Genomic DNA, 22,104 nt, shown 5'->3' on the forward strand with positions numbered 1-22,104 from the left:
AGGCAGTGCAGGCACGAAGGAGGACCGCGCGCGTGAACGAACAGACAGGTGCCCCGCCCGGGCCCAGCCGCCGGAAGGTCGTCGCCGCCACCACGCTCGCCGGGGTCGCCAGCGCCCTCCCGCTCGCCGCGCAGACCGCCACGGCCGCACCCCGCGCGGCGGAGGCGGTGCTGCGGTCCGACGCGCTGGACGTCCGCGTCGATACCGCCTTCCCGCGCATCGTCTCCTACACCGACCGCGGCACCGGCGCCGTCCTGCACGGCCAGGACACCCCGGTCACCCAGATCCTCCTCGACGGCACCGCCCACACCCCCCAGGTCACCCACCGCACCCGCGCCGACCGCGCCACCTACACCCTCGGCCTAGACGGCGGCACCAGGATCACCGTCGAGATCGCCGTCCACGGATGGCAGATCACCTGGCGGGTCACCGGCATCACCGACACCCCGGCACTGCGCATCGGCACCCTGGAGATCCCCGGCCTCGCGCTGCTCAGCGTCCGCAGCGACCAGCCCGGCGCCACCCTGCTGGCCGCCCGCATCGAACTCGACAAGGCCAAGAACGGCGACACCCTGGTGCAGGTCACCGGCGACACCCCCGCCGAGGCCACCCCCACCGGATGCGCCTACGCCGTCGTCGCCACCGGTCACCTGGCCGCCGGCATCGAGACCAACACCTCCTACGACCAGCCCGCCGGCGCCACCACCTGGGAGAACGGCCGGCTGTGGCGGCAGACCACCAAAGGCGACGGCTTCGTCAGGGCACAGCTGGGATGCGGCCAGTGGACCCACCGGGCGGCCGGGCAGCCGTCCCCCACTCCCGACTCCACCGACCCGCTGCCGTACGCGACCGTCATCGTCAGCCGCGACCGCAACGGCGACGGCACGGCCGACTGGCAGGACGCCGCCATCGCGCTGCGCGACATCATGGTGATGCCGCTGGGCGCCGGCGAACAGCATCTGCGGGTCGTCCCGCACATCCCCTTCAACTTCGCCAGCCAGGCCACCAACCCGTTCCTCGCCACCCTCGACAACGTCAAACGGATCGCCCTGGCCACCGACGGACTGCGGCAGTTCACCCTGCTCAAGGGCTACCAGTCCGAGGGCCACGACTCCGCACACCCCGACTACGGCGGCAACTACAACGAGCGGGCCGGCGGACTCGACGACCTCAACACCCTCGTCCGCGCCGGCAAGAAGTGGCACAGCGACTTCGCGGTGCACGTCAACGCCACCGAGTCCTACCCCGTCGCCCACGCCTTCTCCGAGCGCCTCGTCAACAAGGACGACAAGCAGTGGGACTGGCTCGACCAGTCCTACCGCATCGACGCCCGCCGCGATCTGGTCTCCGGCGACATCGCCCGCCGCTTCGCCCAGCTGCGCAAGGAGACCGACCCCGCGCTGAACACCCTCTACATCGACGTCTTCCGCGAGTCCGGCTGGAACTCCGACCGCCTCCAGCGCCATCTGCGCGACCAGGGCTGGCAGGTCACCACCGAATGGGGCCACGGCCTGGAACGCTCCGCCCTGTGGTCACACTGGGCGAATGAGACCGACTACGGGCCCGACACCTCACGCGGCATCAACTCCCAGCTGATCCGCTTCCTGCGCAACCACCACAAGGACGTCTTCGCCGACAAGTGGCCCACGCTGCTCGGCAACGGCCGGATGGGCAACTTCGAGGGCTGGGTCGGCAAGACCGACTGGCACGCCTTCCACACCCTCATCTGGACCGACGCGCTGCCCGCCAAATACCTGCAGGCGTACCCGATCAGGACCTGGGGCGCACACGAGATCACCTTCGCGGGCCCCACCAGGACCTCCGTCAGCGACACCGGCGGCACCCGCAAGATCACCACCGACGGCCGGCTCGTCTACGACGACGGCACCTATCTGCTCCCCTGGGAGCCCCGCCGGGCCACCGACCCGGACAGGCTCTACCACTACAACCCCCACGGCGGCACGACCACCTGGTCCCTGCCCCGCGGCTGGCGGGGCACCGGAGCCGTCTACGCCTACCGGCTCACCGACCAGGGCCGCACCCAGGAAACCCGGGTCCCCGTCAGCGGCGGCCGGATCACCCTCACCGCCCGGCCCGGGGTGGCCTACGCCGTCCACCGCACCAAGGCACCCGCCCAGGGCGACCCCCACTGGGGCGAGGGCACCCCGCTGACCGACCCCGGCTTCCACTCCGGAAACCTCGACGGCCGGCAGGTCACCGGCCCGGCCTCGGTCCGGCTCAGCGAACGGGGCGACTACGAGCTGGTCATCGGCGCGGGCGCCGCCGCCACCGTCGCCCAGAAACTCGCCCGGCTCGCCCCCGGCAACTACGCCGCCTCGGTACAGGTCGAGGTCGGCGCCACGGCCGGCGAGCGGCGACGGGCCGGCCTGGAGATCCGTACCGCCGACGGCCTCACCGCCACCAACTGGACCGACACCTCTACCGCCGGCAACTACGTCGCCGCCGACCGCAAGTCCGGCACCCGCTTCCAGCGTCTCTTCACCCACTTCACCGTCCCCGAGGGCGGCGGCCCGGTCACCCTCACCCTGACCGCGGCGGCCGGCCGGCCCCGGGTCCGATTCGACAACCTCCGGGTCGTGCCCGCCGCCCGGCCCACCACCAGGAAAGGCGCCCTGGTCTACGAGGACTTCGAGCACGTACCCCAGGGCTGGGGCGTCTTCGTCAAGGGCGACGCGGGCGGCAGCACCGACCCCCGCACCCATATCGCCCAGCGGCACGCCCCGTTCACCCAGCGCGGCTGGAACGGCAAGGCCGTCGACGATGTCCTCGACGGCGGCCAGTCGCTCAAATCACGCGGCGAGAACACCGGGCTCATCCACCGGACAGTCCCGCACACCGTCCGCTTCACGCCCGGCCGCCGCTACCGGGTCACCTTCCGCTACGCCAACGAGAAGGCCGCCCAGTACGCCTGGATCACCGCCGTCGACGAGCCCGCACCCCGCGAACTGACCCGCACCCCGCTCCCCGTCGCGACCCGGCCGGCCACCCACACCTACGAGTTCACCGCACCGGACGACGGCGAGGCCTGGGTGGGGCTGCGCAAGGTGGGCGACGACGGGACCGCGGAGTTCGTCCTGGACACCTTCGAGGTCCGCGAGGTGTGACGACCATGGGGGCGGCCACCCGCCCCGACCGTGGGGGCGGCCATCCGCCCCCACCCCACCCTCAGCGCCCCGCCGCACAGGGATACAGACCGGGCGCCCCCGCCTCTTCCCCCACGGAGGCCGGGGCGCCCTCCCACTCCCACCACAGCAGCTCATTGGCGCCCTCGCGCAACACCGGACCCGGCACATACAGCGTGCGCTGCGGCCCCTCGGCCCAATAGCGCCCCAGACAGAACCCGTTGATCCAGGCGAACCCGTGGCCCCAGCCCGGCAGCGCCAGATCGGCGTCACCGGGCCGCCCCGCCACCGTCACCGTCCCCCGGTACAGCCCCGCGCCGCCACCGGCCCCCTCCACCGCCCGGAACGGAACCCGCGCCAGCGCCCCGGCCTCCTCCATCGCGTCCAGCCGCAGCCCCCGCGACCGTACGCCGTGCAGAAACTGCCGCTCGTGCAGCAGCCCGCCCACGATCCCCTTGGACTCGCCGAGCCGCGGACCGTAGTTGACCCGCCCCAGGGACGCCACCCACACCTCCACCGACGCCGGCCCGGCCACCTCCCCGATCACGGCGTCCTCGGTGTCCACCACGGCCCGCAGCTCCCCGTCGACGAACACCACCGCCCGGTCCCGCAGCCCGCGCACCCGCAACGGATACCGGCCACGCGGCCCCGGCACCGCCACCCGGTAGCGCACCACCCCCCGGTCCACGCCCAGCTCCTCGAACGTCGCCGGGCCGCCCCCCGCCACCTCCGCACCCCCCCAGCGCCGCCAGCACGTCCTCCGCGGGCGCCCACTCCTCGACCACCGCCCGCACCGGGTCCGCCAGCACCCGCGGCGGCTCCGGCACCCGCGGCAGCGGCCCGTCCGCCCACGCGGCGAGCACCTCCCGGAACCGCCAGAACTTCTCCGTGGGCCGCCCGCGTTCATCGACCGGCGCCCCGTAGTCGTACGAGGTGACCGTCGGCCGCAGCGACCCGTCCTGCAGCTCACCCGCGCGGTTCGCGCCCGCCCACCCGCCGAAACTCGTCCCGCCGTGCGCCATGTAGATGTTGACCGACGCACCGCACTCCAGGATCTCCCGCAGCGCCGCCGCCGCGTCCTCCGGCGCCCGCGGCACCTGTGTCCGCCCCCAGTGCGCGAACCAGCCGCACCAGAACTCCATACACATCAGCGGCCCCTCCGCCTGATGGCGCCGCAGCGCCGCCAGCGCCTCCCGGGCCCCGGAACCGAAGTTGACGGTCGCCAGCACCCCCGGAACCGCACCACCGCTGAGCATGTGGTCCTCCGGCCCGTCCGACGTGCACAGCGGCACCCGCACCCCCAGCGCCCGCAGCCGGTCCACCAGCCACGCCAGATACGCACCGTCACTGCCGTACGAGCCGTACTCGTTCTCCGCCTGCACCATGATCACCGGACCGCCGGTGTCACACTGCCGCGCCACGACCTGTGGCAGCAGCCGCCCGAACCAGGCGTCCACGGCCCGCAGATACTCCGCGTCCCGGGTCCGCACCCGCCGTCCCAGCGGCCCCGTCAGCCACTCCGGCAGCCCGCCGTTCTCCCACTCCGCGCAGATGTACGGCCCCGGGCGGACGATCGCCCACAGTCCCGCCGCCCGCACCGCGTCCAGAAACCGCCCCAGCGCCTCCGGGTCCCGGAACTCACCGGGCCGCGGCTCGTGCAGATTCCACGGCACATACGTCTCCACACAGTTCAGGCCCATCGCCCGCAGCATCGCCAGCCGGTGGTCCCACTGCGCCTCATGCACCCGGAAGTAATGCAACGCCCCCGACAGCAGCCGCACCGGCCGCCCGTCCAGCAAGAAGTCCCGCTCACCCACCTCGAACCGCGCCACGTCACCCCGCCCTTGCGTCGTCGCCGCGCGCCACCGGCCGGGCGCTCACGGTCATCGGTCACCCTTGCCCTCTGGCGGCATGACGGTCCATGGACAAAGATCGGCGGTGTTTGGACGGAGCGACGGGAGGCCCGGCGTGTACCACACCTGGATGCGCTACTTCACGCCGGGCCCGGTCCACCACCGGCTCGGCCTGGTGTGTCTGGGAGTCGGACTCCAGCACGGCACCCTCCCCACGGTCGGCCCGCGCACCCTCGACCACCACGTCGCCCTCGTCATCAGCGCCGGCCGCGGCTGGTTCAACGCCCCCGACGGCCGCCGCCACCCGGTCACCGCCCCCGCACTGCTGTGGCTCGTCCCCGGCGTACCGCACCACTACGGGGCCGACCCCGAGACCGGCTGGGACGAGAGCTTCGTCGACTTCACCGGGCCCGCCGCCGCGACCTACACCGAACTGGGCTACATCGAGCCGGACCGCCCGCTCGTCCCGCTCGCGGACACCGGCCCCGCGCGGACCGCCATCGGACGGATCGCGCGTGCGGCCCGGCGCGGCAACCCCCTGCTGGAGGTCGAGACTTCCGCCGCCGTCCACGAACTCCTGGTCGCCCTGCGCCGCGCCCGTGCCGACACCGACGCCGACGGCGATCCCGTCCTCCAGGCCCTGGCCCGCGACGCCTTCCTCCCGCTCTCGGTCGCCGAGCATGCCGCCCGGCACGGCATGACCCCTGCCGAACTCCGCACCGCCGTACGGCGCGGCGCCGGCTGCAGCCCCAAGGACTATCTGCTGGGGATACGCCTGGGCCGCGCCAAGGAACTCCTGGTGGGCACCGAACTCCCGGTCGCCGCGGTGGCCCGCCGCGTCGGCTACGACGACCCGGCCTACTTCAGCCGCCTGTTCACCCGCCGCGTGGGCACCGCCCCCGTACGCTTCCGCGACCGCCAGGTCCACAGCGTGCCGGGCGGCTGGTCCACCCAGATCCCGGACCCGGACGACCCGCCGGTGGTGAGCGGGTAGCCGTGGGCTGGCTTTGGTGCGGGTTGCCGTGGGCTTGCGCCGGTGCGGGTTGCCGTGGGCTGGGGCCGGTGCGCTGTCCCTCGGTGGGTGGTGGGTCGGAGGGGACGCCCGGTAAGCCGTCCTCGGCGCGGGCGACGCGGGTCCCTGAGGTTCATCGCCCCGTTGTTCGCTCCGGGTCCTGCGGGCGGCTCACCGGGCATCCCCTCCGACCTCCGTACGTGGGCGGCTCTCCCGCCGTACCGATCACCGTCACGAAATCCGTGCGGCACCTCTTGGCAGGGACCTGGCCAGGCCACCCGATCTTTCGGCGCGGCCACGTCTGGCCGATCCTTGGGCGCGGCCAGGTCTGGGCCGTGACGGGCGGTGTCACCGGGCTGCAGTCGGCAATGCTGGACGGTTGGAGGGGATGTACCGGTGCCCGCCCGCAGGACTGGAGCGAACGCCGGGGTGCTCAAACGCACGGAGCCGCGTCGCCCGCGCCGAGGACGGGTACCGGTGCGTCCCCTCCGACCCCCGCGGCAACCACCCAACCCGCAACACCCCAGCCCCCACCAACCGCACAGAAGCCCATGACGGATCGGCCGCGCCCCGAAGGGGCGCGGGGAACGGCGCGCCCAGCCACAACACCCCCGCAGACAAATGCCACCCCCCAACCCCCACACCCCCCCAACCCCCACACCCGCCAAACCCCCATGCACCACCCACCGGCGGTACGGCAGCATGACACCATGCCCGCACTGCAGCGCGACGAGGCGCAGACCCGAGCCCGACTCATCGACGTCCACCGCTACGACATCGCACTCGACCTCACCCAAGGCGAGGAGCGGTTCGGCTCCCGTACGGTCATCCACTTCACCGCGCGAGCCGGCGGCGACACCTTCGTCGAGCTCAAACCCGCCGGGCTGCACTCCGTCACCCTCGACGGCCACCCCCTCGACCCGGCCGCCCTCGACGACAACCGGCTCCCGCTCACCGGCCTCACCCCCGGCGCCCACGAACTGCGCCTGGACGCCACCATGCACTACTCCCGCACCGGCGAAGGCATGCACCGCTTCACCGACCCCGCCGACGGCGAGAGCTACGTCTACACCCAGCTGTTCCTCGACGACGTCCAGCGCGTCTTCGCCGCCTTCGACCAGCCCGACCTCAAGGCCGTGTTCGCGGTCACCGTCACCGCCCCCACGGACTGGTCCGTCCTCGGCAACGGCATCGCCACCCAGCGCGACCCCGGCCACTGGACCCTCGCCCCGACCCCGCTCATCAGCAGCTACCTCGTCGCGGTCGCCGCCGGCCCCTGGCACTCGATCCGCACCGAACACGCCGGACTGCCCTTCGGCATCCACTGCCGCCGTTCCCTGGCCCCCCACCTCGACGCCGACGCCGAGGAAATCCTCGACCTCACCCGCCGCTGCTTCGACCGTTACCACGAGATCTTCGAGGAGCCGTACCCCTTCGACTCCTACGACCAGGCCTTCGTCCCCGAATTCAACGCCGGAGCCATGGAAAACCCCGGCCTGGTCACCTTCCGCGACGAATTCGTCTACCGCTCCGCCGTCACCGACACCGAACGCCAGACCCGCGGCGTCGTGATCGCTCACGAGATGGCCCACATGTGGTTCGGCGACCTGGTCACCCTCCAGTGGTGGGACGACATCTGGCTGAACGAGTCCTTCGCCGAATACATGGGGTACCAGGTCCTGGCGGAAGCCACGCGGTTCACCGACACCTGGACCGACTTCGCGGTCGCCCGCAAGGGCTGGGGCTACGACGCCGACCAGCGGCCCTCCACCCACCCCGTCGCCCCCACCCCCGAAGACGTCCCCGACACCGCCTCCGCGCTCCTCAACTTCGACGGCATCTCCTACGCCAAGGGCGCCTCCGCACTGCGCCAACTCGTCGCCTGGATGGGGGAGAAGGACTTCCTCACCGGCATCAACGACCACTTCGCCCGGCACCGCTTCGGCAACGCCACGCTCGCCGACTTCCTCGACTCCCTCTCCCGCGCCACCGACCGCGACGTCCACGCCTGGGCCGCGCGCTGGCTGCGCACCACCGGAGTCGACACCCTCACCCCGGTCGTGCAGGAGGCCGCGGACGGCAACTGGAGCGTGTCCGTCGAGCAGACGGGAAGCGAGGACGGCACCCGCCCCCACCGGTTCACCATCGGGCTCTACGACCACGACCGCACCACCACGGGCCGCCTCGTGCCACGCGCACCGCTGTCCTGGGACGTGCCCGACGACGGCGCCCACACGGCCACCGGCGGCCGCCCCGCCCTGCTCCTCCTCAACGACCAGGACCTCACCTACGCCAAGGTCCGCCTCGACCCCGTCTCCTGGGACACCGCCCTCGGCGCCCTGTCCGGCCTCCCCGACCCGCTGACCCGCGCCGTCGTATGGAACGCCGCCCGCGACATGGTCCGCGACGGCGAACTCGCCCCCACCGCCTACCTGGACGCCGCCCGCGCCCACCTCCCGCACGAAACCGACCTCGCCCTCGTCCAGGGCGTTCTCGCCTTCGCCCGCACCCAGATCGCCGACGCCTACCTCCCGCACCCCGAACGCCGCACCGCCCTCGCCACCCTCACCGCCCTCAGCCGCGACATACTCCGCCGCACCGAAGGCCCCGAACACGGCACCGAAGCCGGACTGCGGCTCACCGCCGTACGTGCCTGCATCGACAGCGCCACCACGCCCGAGGGCATCCAGGACTGGCTCGACGACGGCAGCGTCCCCGGCGGCCCCCGCCTCGACCCCGAACTGCGCTGGCGCATCCTCGGCCGGCTCGCCACCCTCGGCGCCACGACCCCTGACGCCCTCAACGCCGAACTCGCCCGCGACCCCAGCGCCACCGGCCGCGAGGGCGCCGCCCGCTGCCACGCCGCGCTCCCCGACCCGGCCGCCAAACAAGCCGCCTGGGACGCCCTGTTCACCACCGACGGCGAGGCCGCCCTCTCCAACTACCTCTTCACCGCCACCGCCACCGGCTTCTGGGCCCCCGAACAGCACGACCTGCTCCGCCCCTACGTCGCCCGCTACTTCACCGGCGTCTCCGCCCTCGCCGCCGCCCGCGGCCCGGCCCTCGCCGCGGCCGCCGGCCGCTACGCCTTCCCTGCCACCTTCGTCGAGGACCACACCCTCCGGCTCGGTGAGGCCTGCCTCACCGACGGCGACCCCAGCCCCGCCCTGCGCCGTAAGCTCCTCGACCAACTCGACGACCTGCGGCGGGCCCTGCGGGTACGCGCGGCGGCCGGCAGCGCCTGACGCTCCACCCGACGCACCCGGGCGCCGCCGGACCGGCAGCCGGCGGCACCCGAACACCTGCGGTACACCCGTACCACTTACGGGTGGTATGACCGCGACCAGTGGATACGCGCCGTACAGGGAAAGTAACTTAGGGTCGCCTCAGGGCTCGTCCGCACCGGATCGCGGCCCGAACTCCCCTGACAGAAGAGCACATTGATGCCTGTGCCCCCTGCCGGCACCGCCCTCGCAGGCGGCACCAACGGCCCCCGCGCACTCCGCCCCCTCCTCGACACCGTCCTCGACGCCCTCACCACCGGCGCCGAGGACCGCGCCGGCCCTCTGCCGCCCGGCGGCCCCGAGACGGTCGCCCGCACCGTACGCGACGCCTGCCACCCCCTGCTCCCCGACCACGGCACCGGCCCGCACGCCGCCCTGCGCACCCTCGTCCACACCCTCGCCGCCGGCGCCGCCGACCCCGCTGACCCGCACTGCGCCGCCCACCTGCACTGCCCGCCGCTGGCCCTCGCCACCGCCGCCGACCTCGCCGCCGCCGCCCTCAACCCCTCCATGGACTCCTGGGACCAGGCCCCCGCCGCCTCCGCCCTCGAAGCCCTCACCAGCCGCGCACTCGGCGCGCTGGTCTATCCCCGGGCCACCGACCCCGACGCCCTGATCACCACCGGCGGCACCGAATCCAACCAACTCGCCCTGCTCCTCGCCCGCGAAGCCACCGCCCCCGACGGCACCGCGACCGACCCCCACCGGCCCGCCCGCCCCCTCCGGATCGTCTGCGGCGCCAACGCCCACCACAGCATCCACCGCTCCGCCTGGCTCCTGGGCCTCCCCGAACCCCTCACCCTCCCCACCCCGGACGGTGTCCTCACCCCCGACACCGTCCACAGCTGCCTGGCCAACCTCGCCGGACGCACCGGCCCCGTCCTCCTCGTCGCCACCGCGGGCACCACCGACTCCGGCGCCATCGACCCCCTCCCCGCCCTCGCCGACGTCGCCGGACGGCACGGCGCCCGCTTCCACATCGACGCCGCCTACGGCGGAGCCCTCCTCTTCAGCGACACCCACCGCGCCGCCCTGCAAGGCCTCGCCCGCGCCCACACCGTCGCCCTCGACCTGCACAAACTCGGCTGGCAACCCGTCGCGGCCGGCCTCCTCGCCGTCCCCGACCCCGCCACCCTGGCCCCCCTCGCCCACCAGGCCGACTACCTCAACGCCGACGACGACACCGAAGCCGGCCTCCCCGACCTGCTCAGCCGCTCACTGCGCACCACCCGCCGCCCCGACATCCTCAAAATCGCCGTCACCCTCAAAGCCCTCGGCCGCCACGGCCTCGGCGCACTCGTCGACCGCACCCTCGCCGCCGCCCAGACCCTCGCCGACCTCATCGAGGCCCACCCCCGCTACGAACTCCACTCCCGCCCCACCCTCAGCACCGTCCTCTTCCGCCCCACCGGCGCCGACCACACCACCCTCGCCACCATCCGCCGCACCCTCCTCACCGACGGACAGGCCGTCCTCGGCCGCGCCACCACCCCCACCGGCCTCTGGCTCAAAGCCACCCTCCTCAACCCCCACACCCAAGCCGGAGACCTCACCACCCTCCTCAAACTCGTGGAAGGCCACACCCCCAGATGAGCAGCACTCCCGAAGCGCCCCCCACCACCGACACCACGAGCCCCGACGCACCCCTCGACCTCGCCGGCATCGGCGTCGGCCCCTTCAACCTCTCCCTCGCCGCCCTCGCCCACCCCCTCACCCAGCTCCGCACCGCCTTCTACGACCAGCGCCCCGCCTTCCACTGGCACCCCGGTCTCCTCATCGACGGCGCCACCCTCCAAGTCCCCTTCCTCGCCGACCTCGTCACCCTCGTCGACCCCGCCAGCCCCTGGACCTTCCTCAACTACCTCAAGACCCGCGAACGCCTCTTCCCCTTCTACTTCGCCGAGCGCTTCCATATCCACCGCGCCGAATACGACGCCTACTGCCGCTGGGTCAGCGAAAAACTCCCCACCCTCCACTTCGGCCACCAGATCGACGCCATCCGCTGGAACCCCGAACGCGAACTCTTCGAAGTCGACTTCACCCAACTCGACCCCGAAGGCGAAGCCGAAGCCCTCGGCCGCACCTACGCCCGCAACCTCGTCCTCGGCATCGGCACCACCCCCCACATCCCCGTCCCGCTACGCCCCCTCGCCGACGCCCCCGCCGTCCCCGTCATCCACTCCGCCGACTACCTCGACCACCGCGAACGCCTGCTCGCCGCCGACCACCTCACCGTCATCGGCGCCGGCCAGTCGGGCGCCGAGATCTTCCTCGACCAGCTCCGTGCGCGCCCCGCCGGCCGCGAAGGCCTCCACTGGCTCGCCCGCACCCCCGCCTTCGCCCCCATGGAATACAGCAAGCTCGGCCTCGAACACTTCACCCCCGACTACACCCGCTACTTCCACGCCCTCCCCGAACGCATCCGCGACGACCTCGTCCCCGGCCAATGGCAGCTCCACAAAGGCATCGACCACACCACCCTCGCCGCCCTCCACGACGAGCTCTACCGCCGCACCCTCGACGGCGGCTGGCCCGACACCACCCTCACCCCCGGCGTCTTCGTCCGCACCGCGGGCCGCGTCGGCACCACCAAGGTCGAACTCCACCTCGACCACATCCAGCAAGGCACCCGCTCCCGCCTCACCACCGACGCCGTCATCCTCGCCACCGGCTACCGCGAACGCCGCATGGACACCCTGCTTGCCGCCCTCGACCCCTACGTACGCCGCGACTCCGGCGCCCGCCCCCGCATCGACGCACACCACCGGCTGGTCCTCGACCCCGCCATCACCGGCTCGGTCTACGTCCAGAACGCCGAAACCCACACCCACGGCGTCGGCGCCCCCGACCTCGGCCTCGCCGCCTGGCGCAGCGCCACCATCCTCAACTCCCTCACCGACAACACCCCCTACCCCCTCCCCACCCGCACCGCCTTCACCAGCTTCGGCCTCCCACAGCCCTCGACGGGCCGCACGGGCACCGTCCCCCGCCAGGGCTCCACCCTCGTCCCCCGCCGCTGACCCGCACCCGCACCTCCCGCCCAGGGCCTCCCGACAACACCCCGCCGCCCCGGCCCCCCGCCGGACTCAGAACACCGGCACCCCGTCTCGGGTCAACCTCCAGTCCAACGAAGCAAATACCGCCGGGTCGATTTCCCTGCTCTCCTGCACCCACCCGATCATCAGGTTCCGGATCTCGTCCGACGTCGACCACACCTGCTCAGCAGCCGCCACATGCGGGAAATTACCGCCACCACTCGCCCGGTAATTGTTCACCGCCAGCACGAACCGCGCCGCATCATCCAACGGCTTCCCGCCAAACATCAGCTTCCCGATCCGCTGCCCCGCCGGCTTCGCGATATCGACTTCGTACGACACCCCGTACACCACGTCGTAGTGGTAATCCGGGACACCGTCCGCATTCGTCACCTTCGACGGATCCACCGGGCCCCCACCGGCCGGCGTCCGCACGTAATACCGCGCCGAGAACTCCAAATACTCCCGCAGCTGAGCACCCGTCAACACCCGGGCCTCCAGAGTGTTGTCGAACGGATAAAGCGCCGCCATCGACCGGATCGTCACATCCCCCTCCGGTACCCGCGCGGAACGCGAAAAGCACGACGCCTGCGACAACACCGGCAACGACGCATACGCCGACCCCGCCAGCGCCTTGCGCACCACCTCCGCCTGCACCCACGCGATGAAATCCAGCAGAGGCGTGTCCTTCACCGGCGCCTCGGCCGCCGTCATCTCCGCCTTCGACCGGCCGATCACCCGGTTCGCCTACGCCACGACCTTCCGGTGCTCCGCCCGCAGCAGACCCGTGATCCGCGCATCCTCCGCCACCGCATTCGAATTCAAGACCCGAGAACCAACCGACCCCACCTCCCCACGCCCCCGACGCCACTCCACCACCACATCGAAAAGCGCCAGCCGCTGCCCCCACGTCAACGGCTCCGACAACAGATTCCGGCGCAGCCGCCCCCACGGGACACCCCTCACACAAGGCGGCCCGATGACCCGCCACCGGCCGCCCCGATATGCGACCCTTCACCACCCACACCCCACCCCACCCACCGATCTCGCACCCCGGGAGCCACCCATGACCGACCCCGCCGACGGCGCCCCCGCCGCCCCCACCACCGGCACCACCCCCACCGCTCTTCCCTACGGCACCCCCGACACCCCCCGCCTCGCCGTACGCGGCGAAGCCCGCCTCGAAGTCGACCCCGAAATCGCCCGCATCGCCCTCACCGTCAGCGCCCGCGGCACCGACCGCACCACCGCCCTCACCGACCTCACCCGCCGCAACGAAGCCGCCCTCACCCTCATCAAGAGCTACGGCGACGCCATCGAAAAACTCGAAACCGGCACCTTCAGCCTCACCCCCCAGCTCACCGAAAAGGGCCGCCACGAACGCATCCGCGCCTACCACGGACGCGTCACCCACACCGCCACCCTCAACGACTTCACCCTCCTCGGCGAACTCACCACCCGCCTCGCCGACCTCGACCTCACCAGCGTCGACGGCCCCTGGTGGGCACTGCGCCCCGACTCACCCGCCCACCGGGCCGCCCGCACCCAAGCCGTCCACGAAGCCGTCCAGCGCGCCCGCGAATACGCCGAAGCCCTCGGCGCCCGCCTCGACGCCCTCCTCGAAATCGCCGACCTCGGCGCCGAAAACACCGCCCCCACGGCCGCCCCCGCCATGCGCTCCTTCGCCGGCTACGGCGGCGCCACCCAGGAATCCGCCCCCGCCCTCGATCTCGAACCCCAGCGCCAAGCCGTCTACGCCAATGTCAATGCACGCTTTACGATGACCCGTCCCGTACTGTGAGACCGCCCCGCGCGAGGGCTATATTCCGCTCATCGGAGCGCCTTCGCGCGCATTCCATTACTTGTCAACAGCCTTTCACCAAGCGCTCGTTGAGCAGTCACTTTCTTACAGTTCCCTACCGTCCGGTAAGTCATAGAGTCGAAACATGCGCCGAGCAAAGATCGTCTGCACTCTGGGACCCGCCACCGACTCGTACGAGCAGATCAAAGCCCTCGTCGACGCCGGAATGGACATCGCCCGCTTCAACCTCAGCCACGGCACCTACGCCGAGCACGAGGCACGATTCGACCGGGTCCGCAAAGCATCCGAAGAAACCCGCCGCAGCGTCGGCATCCTCGCCGATCTTCAAGGTCCGAAGATCCGCCTCGGCCGATTCCGCGAAGGCCCCGTACTTCTCGAACGCGACGACGAGTTCACCATCACCGTCGAACCGTCCGTCGAAGGCGACCGCCAGATCTGCGGCACCACCTACGACGGCCTCGCCGCCGACGTCACCACCGGCGAACGCATCCTCGTCGACGACGGCAAGGTCACCCTCGAAGTCACCGGCGTCGACGGACCCCACGTCCACACCAAGGTCATCGAAGGCGGCATGGTCTCCGACCACAAGGGGCTCAACCTCCCCGGCGTCGCCGTCTCCGTCCCCGCCCTCTCCGAAAAGGACCGGGACGACCTCCGCTGGGCCCTGCGCTACGGCGCCGACATCATCGCCCTCTCCTTCGTCCGCAGCGGCCGCGACATCGAAGACGTCCACCGCATCATGCGCGAGGAAAACCGCTTCCTGCCCGTCATCGCCAAGGTCGAAAAGCCCCAGGCCGTCGACAACATCGACGACATCGTCGCCGCCTTCGACGGCATCATGGTCGCCCGCGGCGACCTCGGCGTCGAAATGCCCCTGGAAACCGTCCCGATCGTCCAGAAGCGCGCCATCAAGCTGGCCAAGCGCAACGCCAAACCGGTCATCGTCGCCACCCAGATGCTCGACTCGATGATCGACAACTCCCGCCCCACCCGCGCCGAGGCCTCCGACGTCGCCAACGCCGTCATCGACGGCACCGACGCCGTCATGCTCTCCGGGGAAACCAGCGTCGGGAAGTACCCCACCGAGACCGTCAAAACCATGAGCCGCATCGTCGAGGCCGCCGAGGAAGACCTCCTCGCCAAGGGCCTCCCGCCGCTCACCGAGGCCAACAAGCCCCGCACCCAGGGCGGCGCCGTCGCCCGCGCCGCCGCCGACATGGGCGACTTCCTCGGCGCCAAGTTCCTCGTCGCCTTCACCCAGTCCGGCGACACCGTCCGCCGCCTCTCCCGCTACCGCTCACCCATCCCGCTCCTGGCCTTCACCCCCGACCCGGCCACCCGCTCCCAGCTCAACGTCAGCTGGGGCGTGGAAACCTTCCTCGGCCCGACCGTCAACTCCACCGACGAGATGATCGACCAGGTCGACGAGCAGCTCCTCAAGATCGGCCGCTGCCGGAAGGGCGACGTCGTCATCATCACCGCCGGCTCCCCGCCCGGCATCCCCGGCTCCACCAACCTCGTCCGCGTCCACCACATCGGCGAGGACGACTCCCCGAAGTAGCCCCACCCGTACCGCGATCCCGCTGGGCCGAGGTACCTGACTGCCGTCCCTGTCAGTACTTCGGCCCGATGTGTTGGTCCATGAGGGCGACGGAGCCCTTGCGGGCCACGGAGATGTTGAATGGATCGCTGCCGCGGGCGAGGACGGTCCACTCGACGCCGACCTTGGTGAGGGTGTCCGAGAAGAGCCTGCGGATGTCATCGGACTTGTTGGTGAAGAAGTACCGCGGATACTCGTAGCGTTTGTGCTCGCCGGCCACCATCCTGGTCGTCCAGTTGGTGATACGGCAGCCGTCGGAGTGGATGAGTCCGCGGAGGAACTCCCAGGGATGCGCGTCCACGATCTGCTGCTGCCAGCCTTCGAGGACGATCGGCCGCTCGTGTTTCTTGCCGGGGCCGTGCTGGGGGAACAGGCAGGGCCAATGGTGGCTGTAACTCGTCACCATGACGCATCCTTGGCGCTGGATCACGCACACGCTGTTCATGGGGCGGACGTCTTTGACAGCCTGGCGGCACGCTCCGATCAGCCCGGGCCACGCATCCGCACAGGCAATGCGCAGCGCGTACCCGCCGCGGTGTGGCTGTCGGCTGAGGCACCCGTCGCCCAGGTAGAGGCCGAGTAAGTACGCGTACTGCTCGGCGCATTCCGGTAATCGCGGCACGGGCTCACACCGCGGGCACTGCGTCGTACGGGGGGTGGGCTCGATTCGGGTCTGCCAGGAGCGGATCGCGTATCGGGATATCCCGGTTTGCCGGCTCACCGAGTTGAGGCTGCGGCCTTGCTTGACGAGGGCGAGGGCCCGCTCGCGCGTTTCACGGTCGTACATGAAGGCGAGCGTGAGCGCCGCCGTACCTTCGCGAGGCAAATCGAAGAGATGTTCACCTGGGCGAGTGAAAGATCGCCAACGGTTCACAAATCTTCGAATCGAAGGTGAAGTGCCCCGGGTGGGACTCGAACCCACACTGAATACCTTTTGAGGGTATCGTCTCTGCCGATTGGACTACCGGAGCCCCTGCAATCCGAAGGATAGTGTAGCCCCTCCGTGACTCAAACATACAGGAGATAGGTAGGCTCATGGGGCACCACCTGCCTGGAATGAGGAGTCCCGTGAGCGCCGCCGAGCCCGAGCAGCCCGCCGCCGATGACGATCTGTCGCACGTCCCGCCGCTGACCACGCGCGTCGTGATCGCCGAGGACGAGGCCCTCATCCGTCTCGATCTCAAAGAGATGCTGGAGGAGGAGGGCTACACCGTCGTCGGCGAGGCCGGGGACGGTCAGACCGCCGTGGAGCTGGCCCGGGAGCACCGTCCCGACCTGGTGATCCTGGACGTGAAGATGCCGGTGCTGGACGGTATCTCGGCGGCCGAGAAGATCGCCGAGGAGAGCATCGCGCCGGTGCTGATGCTGACCGCGTTCTCGCAGCGTGAGCTGGTGGAGCGGGCGCGGGACGCGGGGGCGATGGCGTATCTGGTGAAGCCGTTCTCGAAGACCGACGTGGTTCCGGCGATCGAGATGGCGGTGAGCCGGTTCACCGAGCTGAGGACGCTGGAACAGGAGGTCGCGGACCTCACGCAGCGGCTGGAGACGCGGAAGCTGGTGGACCGGGCGAAGAGCATTCTGCAGACGCAGTACGGGCTGACGGAGCCGGCTGCGTTCCGGTGGATCCAGAAGACGTCGATGGACCGCCGGCTGTCGATGCAGCAGGTGGCCGAGGCGGTCATCGAGGACGCCGAGGAGAAGAAGCAGCAGAAGGATCAGTAGAGGATCCGCAGGGCTCGTACCGAGCGCGCGAGCGGCCCCGTACCGGTGTTGACCGGTGCGGGGCCGCTCGCGTTGCGGCGCTGTGCGGGTCAGTCCTCGCCGAGGTAGGCCTTGCGGACGGATTCGTCGTGGAGGAGGGATGCGCCGCTGCCGGAGTGGACGATGCGGCCGATTTCCATGACGTGTCCTTGGTCGGCGAGGGAGAGCGCGGCCTGGGCGTTCTGTTCGACGAGGAGGATGGTGGTGCCTTGGGAGCGGAGTTCGCGGATGGTCTCCATGATCTTCTGCATCATGATCGGGGAGAGGCCCATGGAGGGCTCGTCGAGCATGAGGAGTTTGGGGCGGGACATCAGGGCGCGGCCCATGGCGAGCATTTGCTGTTCGCCGCCGGACAGGGTGCCGGAGGCCTGTTTGCTGCGTTCGCCGAGGATGGGGAAGAGGTCGTAGACGCGCTGGATGTCCTTCTCGATGCCGTCGGCGTCTTTGCGGAGGAAGGCGCCGAGCTTGAGGTTTTCGGCGATGGTGAGGCGGGGGAAGAGGCGGCGGCCTTCGGGGGAGTGGGCGAGGCCGCGTTCGACGATCTTGTGGGCGGGGACGCCGTTGAGCGGTTCGCCGTCGAAGGTGATCTTGCCGGCGAGGGGCTTGAGGAGGCCGGAGAGGGTGCGCAGGGTGGTGGTCTTGCCGGCGCCGTTGGTGCCGATGAGGGTGACGGCCTGGCCTGCTTCGACGGAGAACGAGATGCCTTTGACGGCTTCGATCTTGCCGTAGGCGACGCGGAGGTCCTCGACTTCGAGCAGTGCGGTCATGGGGTGTCTCCGGTCTGTCCCTGGGCCGGCCGGTCTGCGGGGGCCGCCCCGTCTGCTGCGTCGGGTTCTGCTGCCGCGTCCGGGGTGTCGGGTGGGGTGCCGGGGCCGGCCGGGGCCGGTGCGGCTGCCGGGTCCGTGGCCGGGTCCGGGGCCGCGACGTCCTCGACGGGGGTGCCGAGGTAGGCGGCGATGACGCGTTCGTCGGCCTGGACGACTTCCGCGGTGCCTTCGACGAGTTTCTGTCCTTGGACGAGGACGGCGACGCGGTCGCACATGTTGAAGATGAAGCGCATGTCGTGCTCGATGACGAGGACGGCGATGCCCTGTGCGCGGATGGCGAGGACGAGTTCCTGGGTGGCGCGGGTTTCCTGGGGGTTCATGCCGGCGGTGGGTTCGTCCAGCAGCAGCAGTCCGGGTTCGCTGGCGAGGGCGCGGGCGATTTCGAGCTTGCGTTGTTCGCCGTAGGGGAGGTTGCGGGCGAGGTGGTCGCGTTTGTGGGCGAGGCCGGTGAACTCCAGGAGTTCCATGGCGCGTTCCTCGCTGGTGCGTTCCGCCTTCTTGAAGCCTGGGCCGCGCAGGAGGGCTGACCAGAGGCCTTCCTTGGTGCGGGTGTGGCGTCCGACGAGGACGTTTTCCAGGACGGTCATGTTGGCGAAGAGCCGGATGTTCTGGAAGGTGCGGGCGACGCCGGCCTGGGTGACGAGGTGGGGTTTGCAGGAGAGGCGGGTGCCTCGGTAGCTGACGGTGCCTTCGGTGGGCACGTAGAGGCCGGTGAGGCAGTTGAAGAAGGTGGTTTTGCCGGCGCCGTTGGGGCCGATGAGGCCGACGATTTCGCCGGCGCCGACGGTGAGGTCGACGCCGCGTACGGCGGTGAGTCCGCCGAAGCGCATGGTGACGCCGTCGGCCTTGAGGACGGTGTCGGTGGCGGGGGCGAGGGTGGCTGGTGTGGTCATGGTCGTCACGCCTTTGCCTTGGTGGCGCCGAGGGTGGCGTCTGCGTCGGGGAGGCGCTGGTCGGGCACGTCGAGTTGGCCGGTCTCGTGGAATTCGAGCTGCTTCCTGCGGTCGGGGATGAGGCCTTCGGGGCGGAAGCGCATGAGCAGGACGAGGGCGATGCCGAAGAGGAGGAGTTGGTAGTCCTGGAGGAAGTCGAGTTTGGCGGGGATGAGGAAGAGGAGGGCGGCGCCGACGAGGGGGCCGCTGAGGGTTCCCATGCCGCCGAGGATGACGGCGGCGAGGAGGAAGGCGGAGTTGGGGGGCTGCGGCCCGGCGAACTGGAACTGTTCGGGGGTGGCGGTGGTGACGACGTGGGCGTGCACGGTGCCGGCGAGTCCGGCGAGGGCGGCGCCGAGGGCGAAGGCCAGGAGGCGGAGGCGGAAGCTGTTGATGCCCATGGCGATGGCGGCGGTTTCGTCCTCGCGGATGGCGATCCAGGCGCGGCCGATGCGGGAGGCCGCGGCGCGCCGGAAGACGAGGACGACGAAGGCCGTCACGAGGATCATCAGCAGGTAGTAGTTGCCGTAGGTGGCGATGGGGATGCCGAGGATGGTGTGGGGTTCGCCGAAGTTGAAGCCGAAGATTTCGAGGTTGGGGATGTTGGGGATGCCCATGGCGCCGTTGGTGACGTCGGGGCCGGTGGTGCCGTTGAGGTTGAGCATGGCGATGCGGAAGATCTCACCGAAGCCGAGGGTGACGATGGCGAGGTAGTCGCCGCGCAGCCGCAGGGTGGGGGCGCCGATGAGGACGCCGAAGATGAGGGAGGCCGCGGCGCCGGTCAGGAGGGCTGCCCAGAAGGGGAAGTGGAGCCCGAGGGCGGATTCGGGGGAGCCGGAGACGAGGGCGGCGGCGTAGGCGCCGACGCCGAGGAAGGCGACGTAGCCGAGGTCGAGGAGGCCGGCGAGGCCGACGACGACATTGAGGCCCAGGGCGACGGTCGCGAAGATCAGGATGTTGGCCCCGATGAGCGTGTACTGGTCGGTGTCCTGGGTGAGGGGGAAGCAGGCGGCGGCGATGAAGGCCGCGCCGAGGGCCACGCCGCGGTGGGTGTGGGTGAGTGCGGTGAGCCGTGCGATGAGTCCGGCCCGGTTGAGGGCGGGGAGGGCCAGCACCATGAAGATCAGGTAGCCGACGAAGGGGGCGCCGTCGTCGGTGTCGATGCCGTAGGTGAAGGCGAGGAGGCCGGCGGCGAAGGCGGCGGCGATGATCAGGATCTCGGCCCAGGAGGGGAGTTCGCGGGTGCGGGGCCGTAGGGGGGAGGCGGCGAGGCTCGCGGTGAAGCGCTGCCAGGGGGTGCCGGGTTGCTTGTCGGCGGCCTGGTCGGGGGGCAGCGCGAGGGCGCCGGCGAGGGTGATCAGGGAGGTGACGGCCGCGAGGGCGCCGCCCGGTTCGAGGTTGATCAGGCCGTTGAGGTGGACGGCGATGGCGATGAGGGTGAACCAGGTGGCGGCGAAGGTGGCGAGGGCCGCGAGGAGGGTGGGGGCGTTGCGCCCTGCGGGGGTGAGCCATTGCAGGCCGCGGACGCCGAGGGCCGCGAGGGCGAACAGCAGGGTGAGGACGCCGCCGACGAGGGTGACGATCTGCAGTCCGGCGGGGGAGAAGTAGTAGGTGAGGTCGCCGGGGAAGTCGCTGCTCCAGGTCCAGGCGAGGCCGGTGGTGGCAGCGGTGGCCAGGGCGCCCGCGGCGGTGATGAGGCGTGCGGTGCGCTCGGGGAGCGGGATCAGGCCGCGGGCCGGGGTGGTGGTGGTCTTCGTGGTCATCGGTATCACGCCCGATCCGCGACGCGTTCGCCCAGGAGGCCTTGTGGTCGGAGCAGCAGTACGAGGATGAGGAGGACGAAGGCCCAGACGTCCTTCCAGGCTCCGCCGCCGAATTGCTCCATGCCGGGTATTTCCTCGATGTAGGCGGTGGCGAGGGCTTCGGCGACGCCGAGGACGACGCCGCCGAGCATGGCGCCGTAGATGTTGCCGATGCCGCCGAGCACGGCCGCGGTGAAGGCCTTGAGGCCCATGATGAAGCCCATGCGGAACTGGACCTCGCCGGTGCGCAGTCCGTAGGCGACGGCGGCGACACCGGCGAAGGCGGCGCCGATGGCGAAGGCCAGGACGATGATGCGGTCGGTGTTGATGCCCATGAGCTTGGCGGTGTCGGGGTCCTGCGCGGTGGCCTGCATGGCCCGGCCGCTGCGGGTCTTGGCGACGAAGAAGCCGAGGGCGATCATGCAGGCGGGGGCGGCGATGAGGACGAAGAGGTCGCCGCGCTGGACGGTGGCGCCGAGGATGTCGAAGGCGTGGCCCTTGAACTGGGGGAAGACGCGGGCCTGTTTGCCGTCGGGGTACCACTTCCAGATGGCTTGCTGGAGGGCGATGGACAGGCCGATGGCGGTGATGAGGGGGGCGAGGCGTGGGGCGCCGCGCAGTGGTCGGTAGGCGAATCGTTCCGCTGCGATGCCGACGAGGACGGATACGGCGACGCCCCCGAGGAGCATGATCGGCAGGGCGAGGGCGAGTGAGGTGCCGGCGGGCAGTGCGAGGAAGACGCTGAGCGCTCCGAAGCCGCCGACCATGAAGATCTCGCCATGGGCGAAGTTGATGAGCTGGACGATTCCGTAGACCATCGTGTAGCCGATCGCGATGAGTCCGTACATCGCGCCGAGGATGAGTCCGTTGGCCAGCTGTTGCGGCAGTTCGCTCACCGCAGGGCCTCCGTTGCGTGGGAGTGAGAAGAGTCCGGGGTGTCCCGGTGTGCGCCACGGGCCACCGGGGGTGTCCCGGTGTGCCACGGGCCGCGCCAGGGTCGTTCGTGCGTCCTGGCGCGGCCCGGGTGGTGTGG

General features: G+C 71.0%; 13 protein-coding genes, 1 tRNA gene and 2 pseudogenes. 8 read left to right on the forward strand and 8 right to left on the reverse strand.

Going from position 1 to position 22,104, the window contains the following annotated elements; all coding sequences use genetic code 11:
* The first annotated feature begins 32 nt into the window (after nt 1-32).
* Entirely contained in the window at nt 33-3,125 is a 3,093-nt protein-coding gene (locus AB0C46_RS25920) for an endo-alpha-N-acetylgalactosaminidase family protein (RefSeq protein WP_362830636.1), read from the forward strand.
* Nucleotides 3,126-3,186: 61 nt separating this feature from the next.
* Here AB0C46_RS25920 and AB0C46_RS25925 read toward each other — a convergent pair.
* Nucleotides 3,187-4,975 (reverse strand): annotated as a pseudogene (locus AB0C46_RS25925) (beta-galactosidase family protein).
* Nucleotides 4,976-5,111: 136 nt separating this feature from the next.
* On the opposite strand from AB0C46_RS25925, the gene AB0C46_RS25930 reads away from it, so the two are divergent.
* From AB0C46_RS25930 to AB0C46_RS25945, 4 genes are all read left to right on the forward strand, one after another.
* A complete protein-coding gene (locus AB0C46_RS25930; protein WP_362830637.1) occupies nt 5,112-5,990 on the forward strand; it encodes an AraC family transcriptional regulator in 879 nt (292 codons plus the stop codon).
* Between the two features lie 728 nt (nt 5,991-6,718).
* Nucleotides 6,719-9,253: an aminopeptidase N gene (pepN, locus tag AB0C46_RS25935; protein ID WP_362830639.1), complete on the forward strand. Its 2,535-nt coding sequence runs from the start codon at nt 6,719-6,721 to the stop codon at nt 9,251-9,253.
* A 198-nt stretch (nt 9,254-9,451) separates the two neighbouring features.
* Complete coding sequence (locus tag AB0C46_RS25940; RefSeq protein ID WP_362830640.1) at nt 9,452-10,885, forward strand: pyridoxal-dependent decarboxylase; 1,434 nt, start codon at nt 9,452-9,454, stop codon at nt 10,883-10,885.
* Nucleotides 10,882-12,312 carry a SidA/IucD/PvdA family monooxygenase gene (locus AB0C46_RS25945; RefSeq protein ID WP_362830642.1) on the forward strand — a complete coding sequence of 477 codons (1,431 nt, stop codon included), beginning with the start codon at nt 10,882-10,884 and terminating at the stop codon, nt 12,310-12,312. Before AB0C46_RS25940 ends, AB0C46_RS25945 begins: the two co-directional genes overlap by 4 nt.
* A 66-nt stretch (nt 12,313-12,378) precedes the next feature.
* Here the strand turns inward: AB0C46_RS25945 and AB0C46_RS25950 are convergent.
* Nucleotides 12,379-13,257: pseudogene (locus AB0C46_RS25950) on the reverse strand (5'-nucleotidase C-terminal domain-containing protein); the annotation flags it as partial.
* Nucleotides 13,258-13,393: 136 nt separating this feature from the next.
* Between AB0C46_RS25950 and AB0C46_RS25955 the strand changes: the two are divergent.
* Together AB0C46_RS25955 and pyk are read left to right on the forward strand one after the other, a co-directional pair.
* On the forward strand, nt 13,394-14,128 hold the full coding sequence (locus AB0C46_RS25955) for an SIMPL domain-containing protein (protein WP_362830643.1): 735 nt from the start codon (nt 13,394-13,396) through the stop codon (nt 14,126-14,128).
* Between the two features lie 145 nt (nt 14,129-14,273).
* Nucleotides 14,274-15,710, forward strand: coding sequence for a pyruvate kinase (gene pyk / locus AB0C46_RS25960; RefSeq protein ID WP_362830644.1), 1,437 nt, complete (start codon nt 14,274-14,276; stop codon nt 15,708-15,710).
* A gap of 52 nt (nt 15,711-15,762) precedes the next feature.
* Here the strand turns inward: pyk and AB0C46_RS25965 are convergent, their stop codons facing one another.
* Both AB0C46_RS25965 and AB0C46_RS25970 read right to left on the reverse strand, forming a co-directional pair.
* Nucleotides 15,763-16,536: a transcriptional regulator gene (locus AB0C46_RS25965; RefSeq protein WP_362830645.1), complete on the reverse strand. Its 774-nt coding sequence runs from the start codon at nt 16,534-16,536 to the stop codon at nt 15,763-15,765.
* Nucleotides 16,537-16,646: 110 nt separating this feature from the next.
* A tRNA-Leu gene (locus AB0C46_RS25970) sits at nt 16,647-16,720 on the reverse strand.
* Between the two features lie 97 nt (nt 16,721-16,817).
* Between AB0C46_RS25970 and AB0C46_RS25975 the strand changes: the two genes are divergently transcribed.
* Entirely contained in the window at nt 16,818-17,471 is a 654-nt protein-coding gene (locus AB0C46_RS25975; protein ID WP_327227083.1) for a response regulator, read from the forward strand.
* Nucleotides 17,472-17,560: 89 nt separating this feature from the next.
* On the opposite strand, the gene AB0C46_RS25980 is transcribed toward AB0C46_RS25975, so the two are convergent.
* Genes AB0C46_RS25980 through AB0C46_RS25995 form a run of 4 tightly spaced genes read right to left on the reverse strand, consistent with a single transcriptional unit; the run spans nt 17,561 to nt 21,967 of the window.
* On the reverse strand, nt 17,561-18,277 hold the full coding sequence (locus AB0C46_RS25980) for an ABC transporter ATP-binding protein (protein ID WP_362830646.1): 717 nt from the start codon (nt 18,275-18,277) through the stop codon (nt 17,561-17,563).
* Complete coding sequence (locus tag AB0C46_RS25985; RefSeq protein ID WP_362830648.1) at nt 18,274-19,230, reverse strand: ABC transporter ATP-binding protein; 957 nt, start codon at nt 19,228-19,230, stop codon at nt 18,274-18,276. The genes AB0C46_RS25980 and AB0C46_RS25985 overlap by 4 nt, the downstream gene beginning before the upstream one ends.
* A gap of 5 nt (nt 19,231-19,235) precedes the next feature.
* Entirely contained in the window at nt 19,236-21,032 is a 1,797-nt protein-coding gene (locus AB0C46_RS25990; RefSeq protein ID WP_362830650.1) for a branched-chain amino acid ABC transporter permease, read from the reverse strand.
* Nucleotides 21,033-21,037: 5 nt separating this feature from the next.
* Nucleotides 21,038-21,967, reverse strand: a complete 930-nt coding sequence (locus AB0C46_RS25995; protein ID WP_362830652.1) for a branched-chain amino acid ABC transporter permease — start codon at nt 21,965-21,967, stop codon at nt 21,038-21,040.
* Between the last annotated feature and the right edge of the window lie 137 nt (nt 21,968-22,104).

The sequence above is a fragment of the Streptomyces sp. NPDC048637 genome (genome assembly GCF_040650675.1).
Classification (GTDB): domain Bacteria; phylum Actinomycetota; class Actinomycetes; order Streptomycetales; family Streptomycetaceae; genus Streptomyces.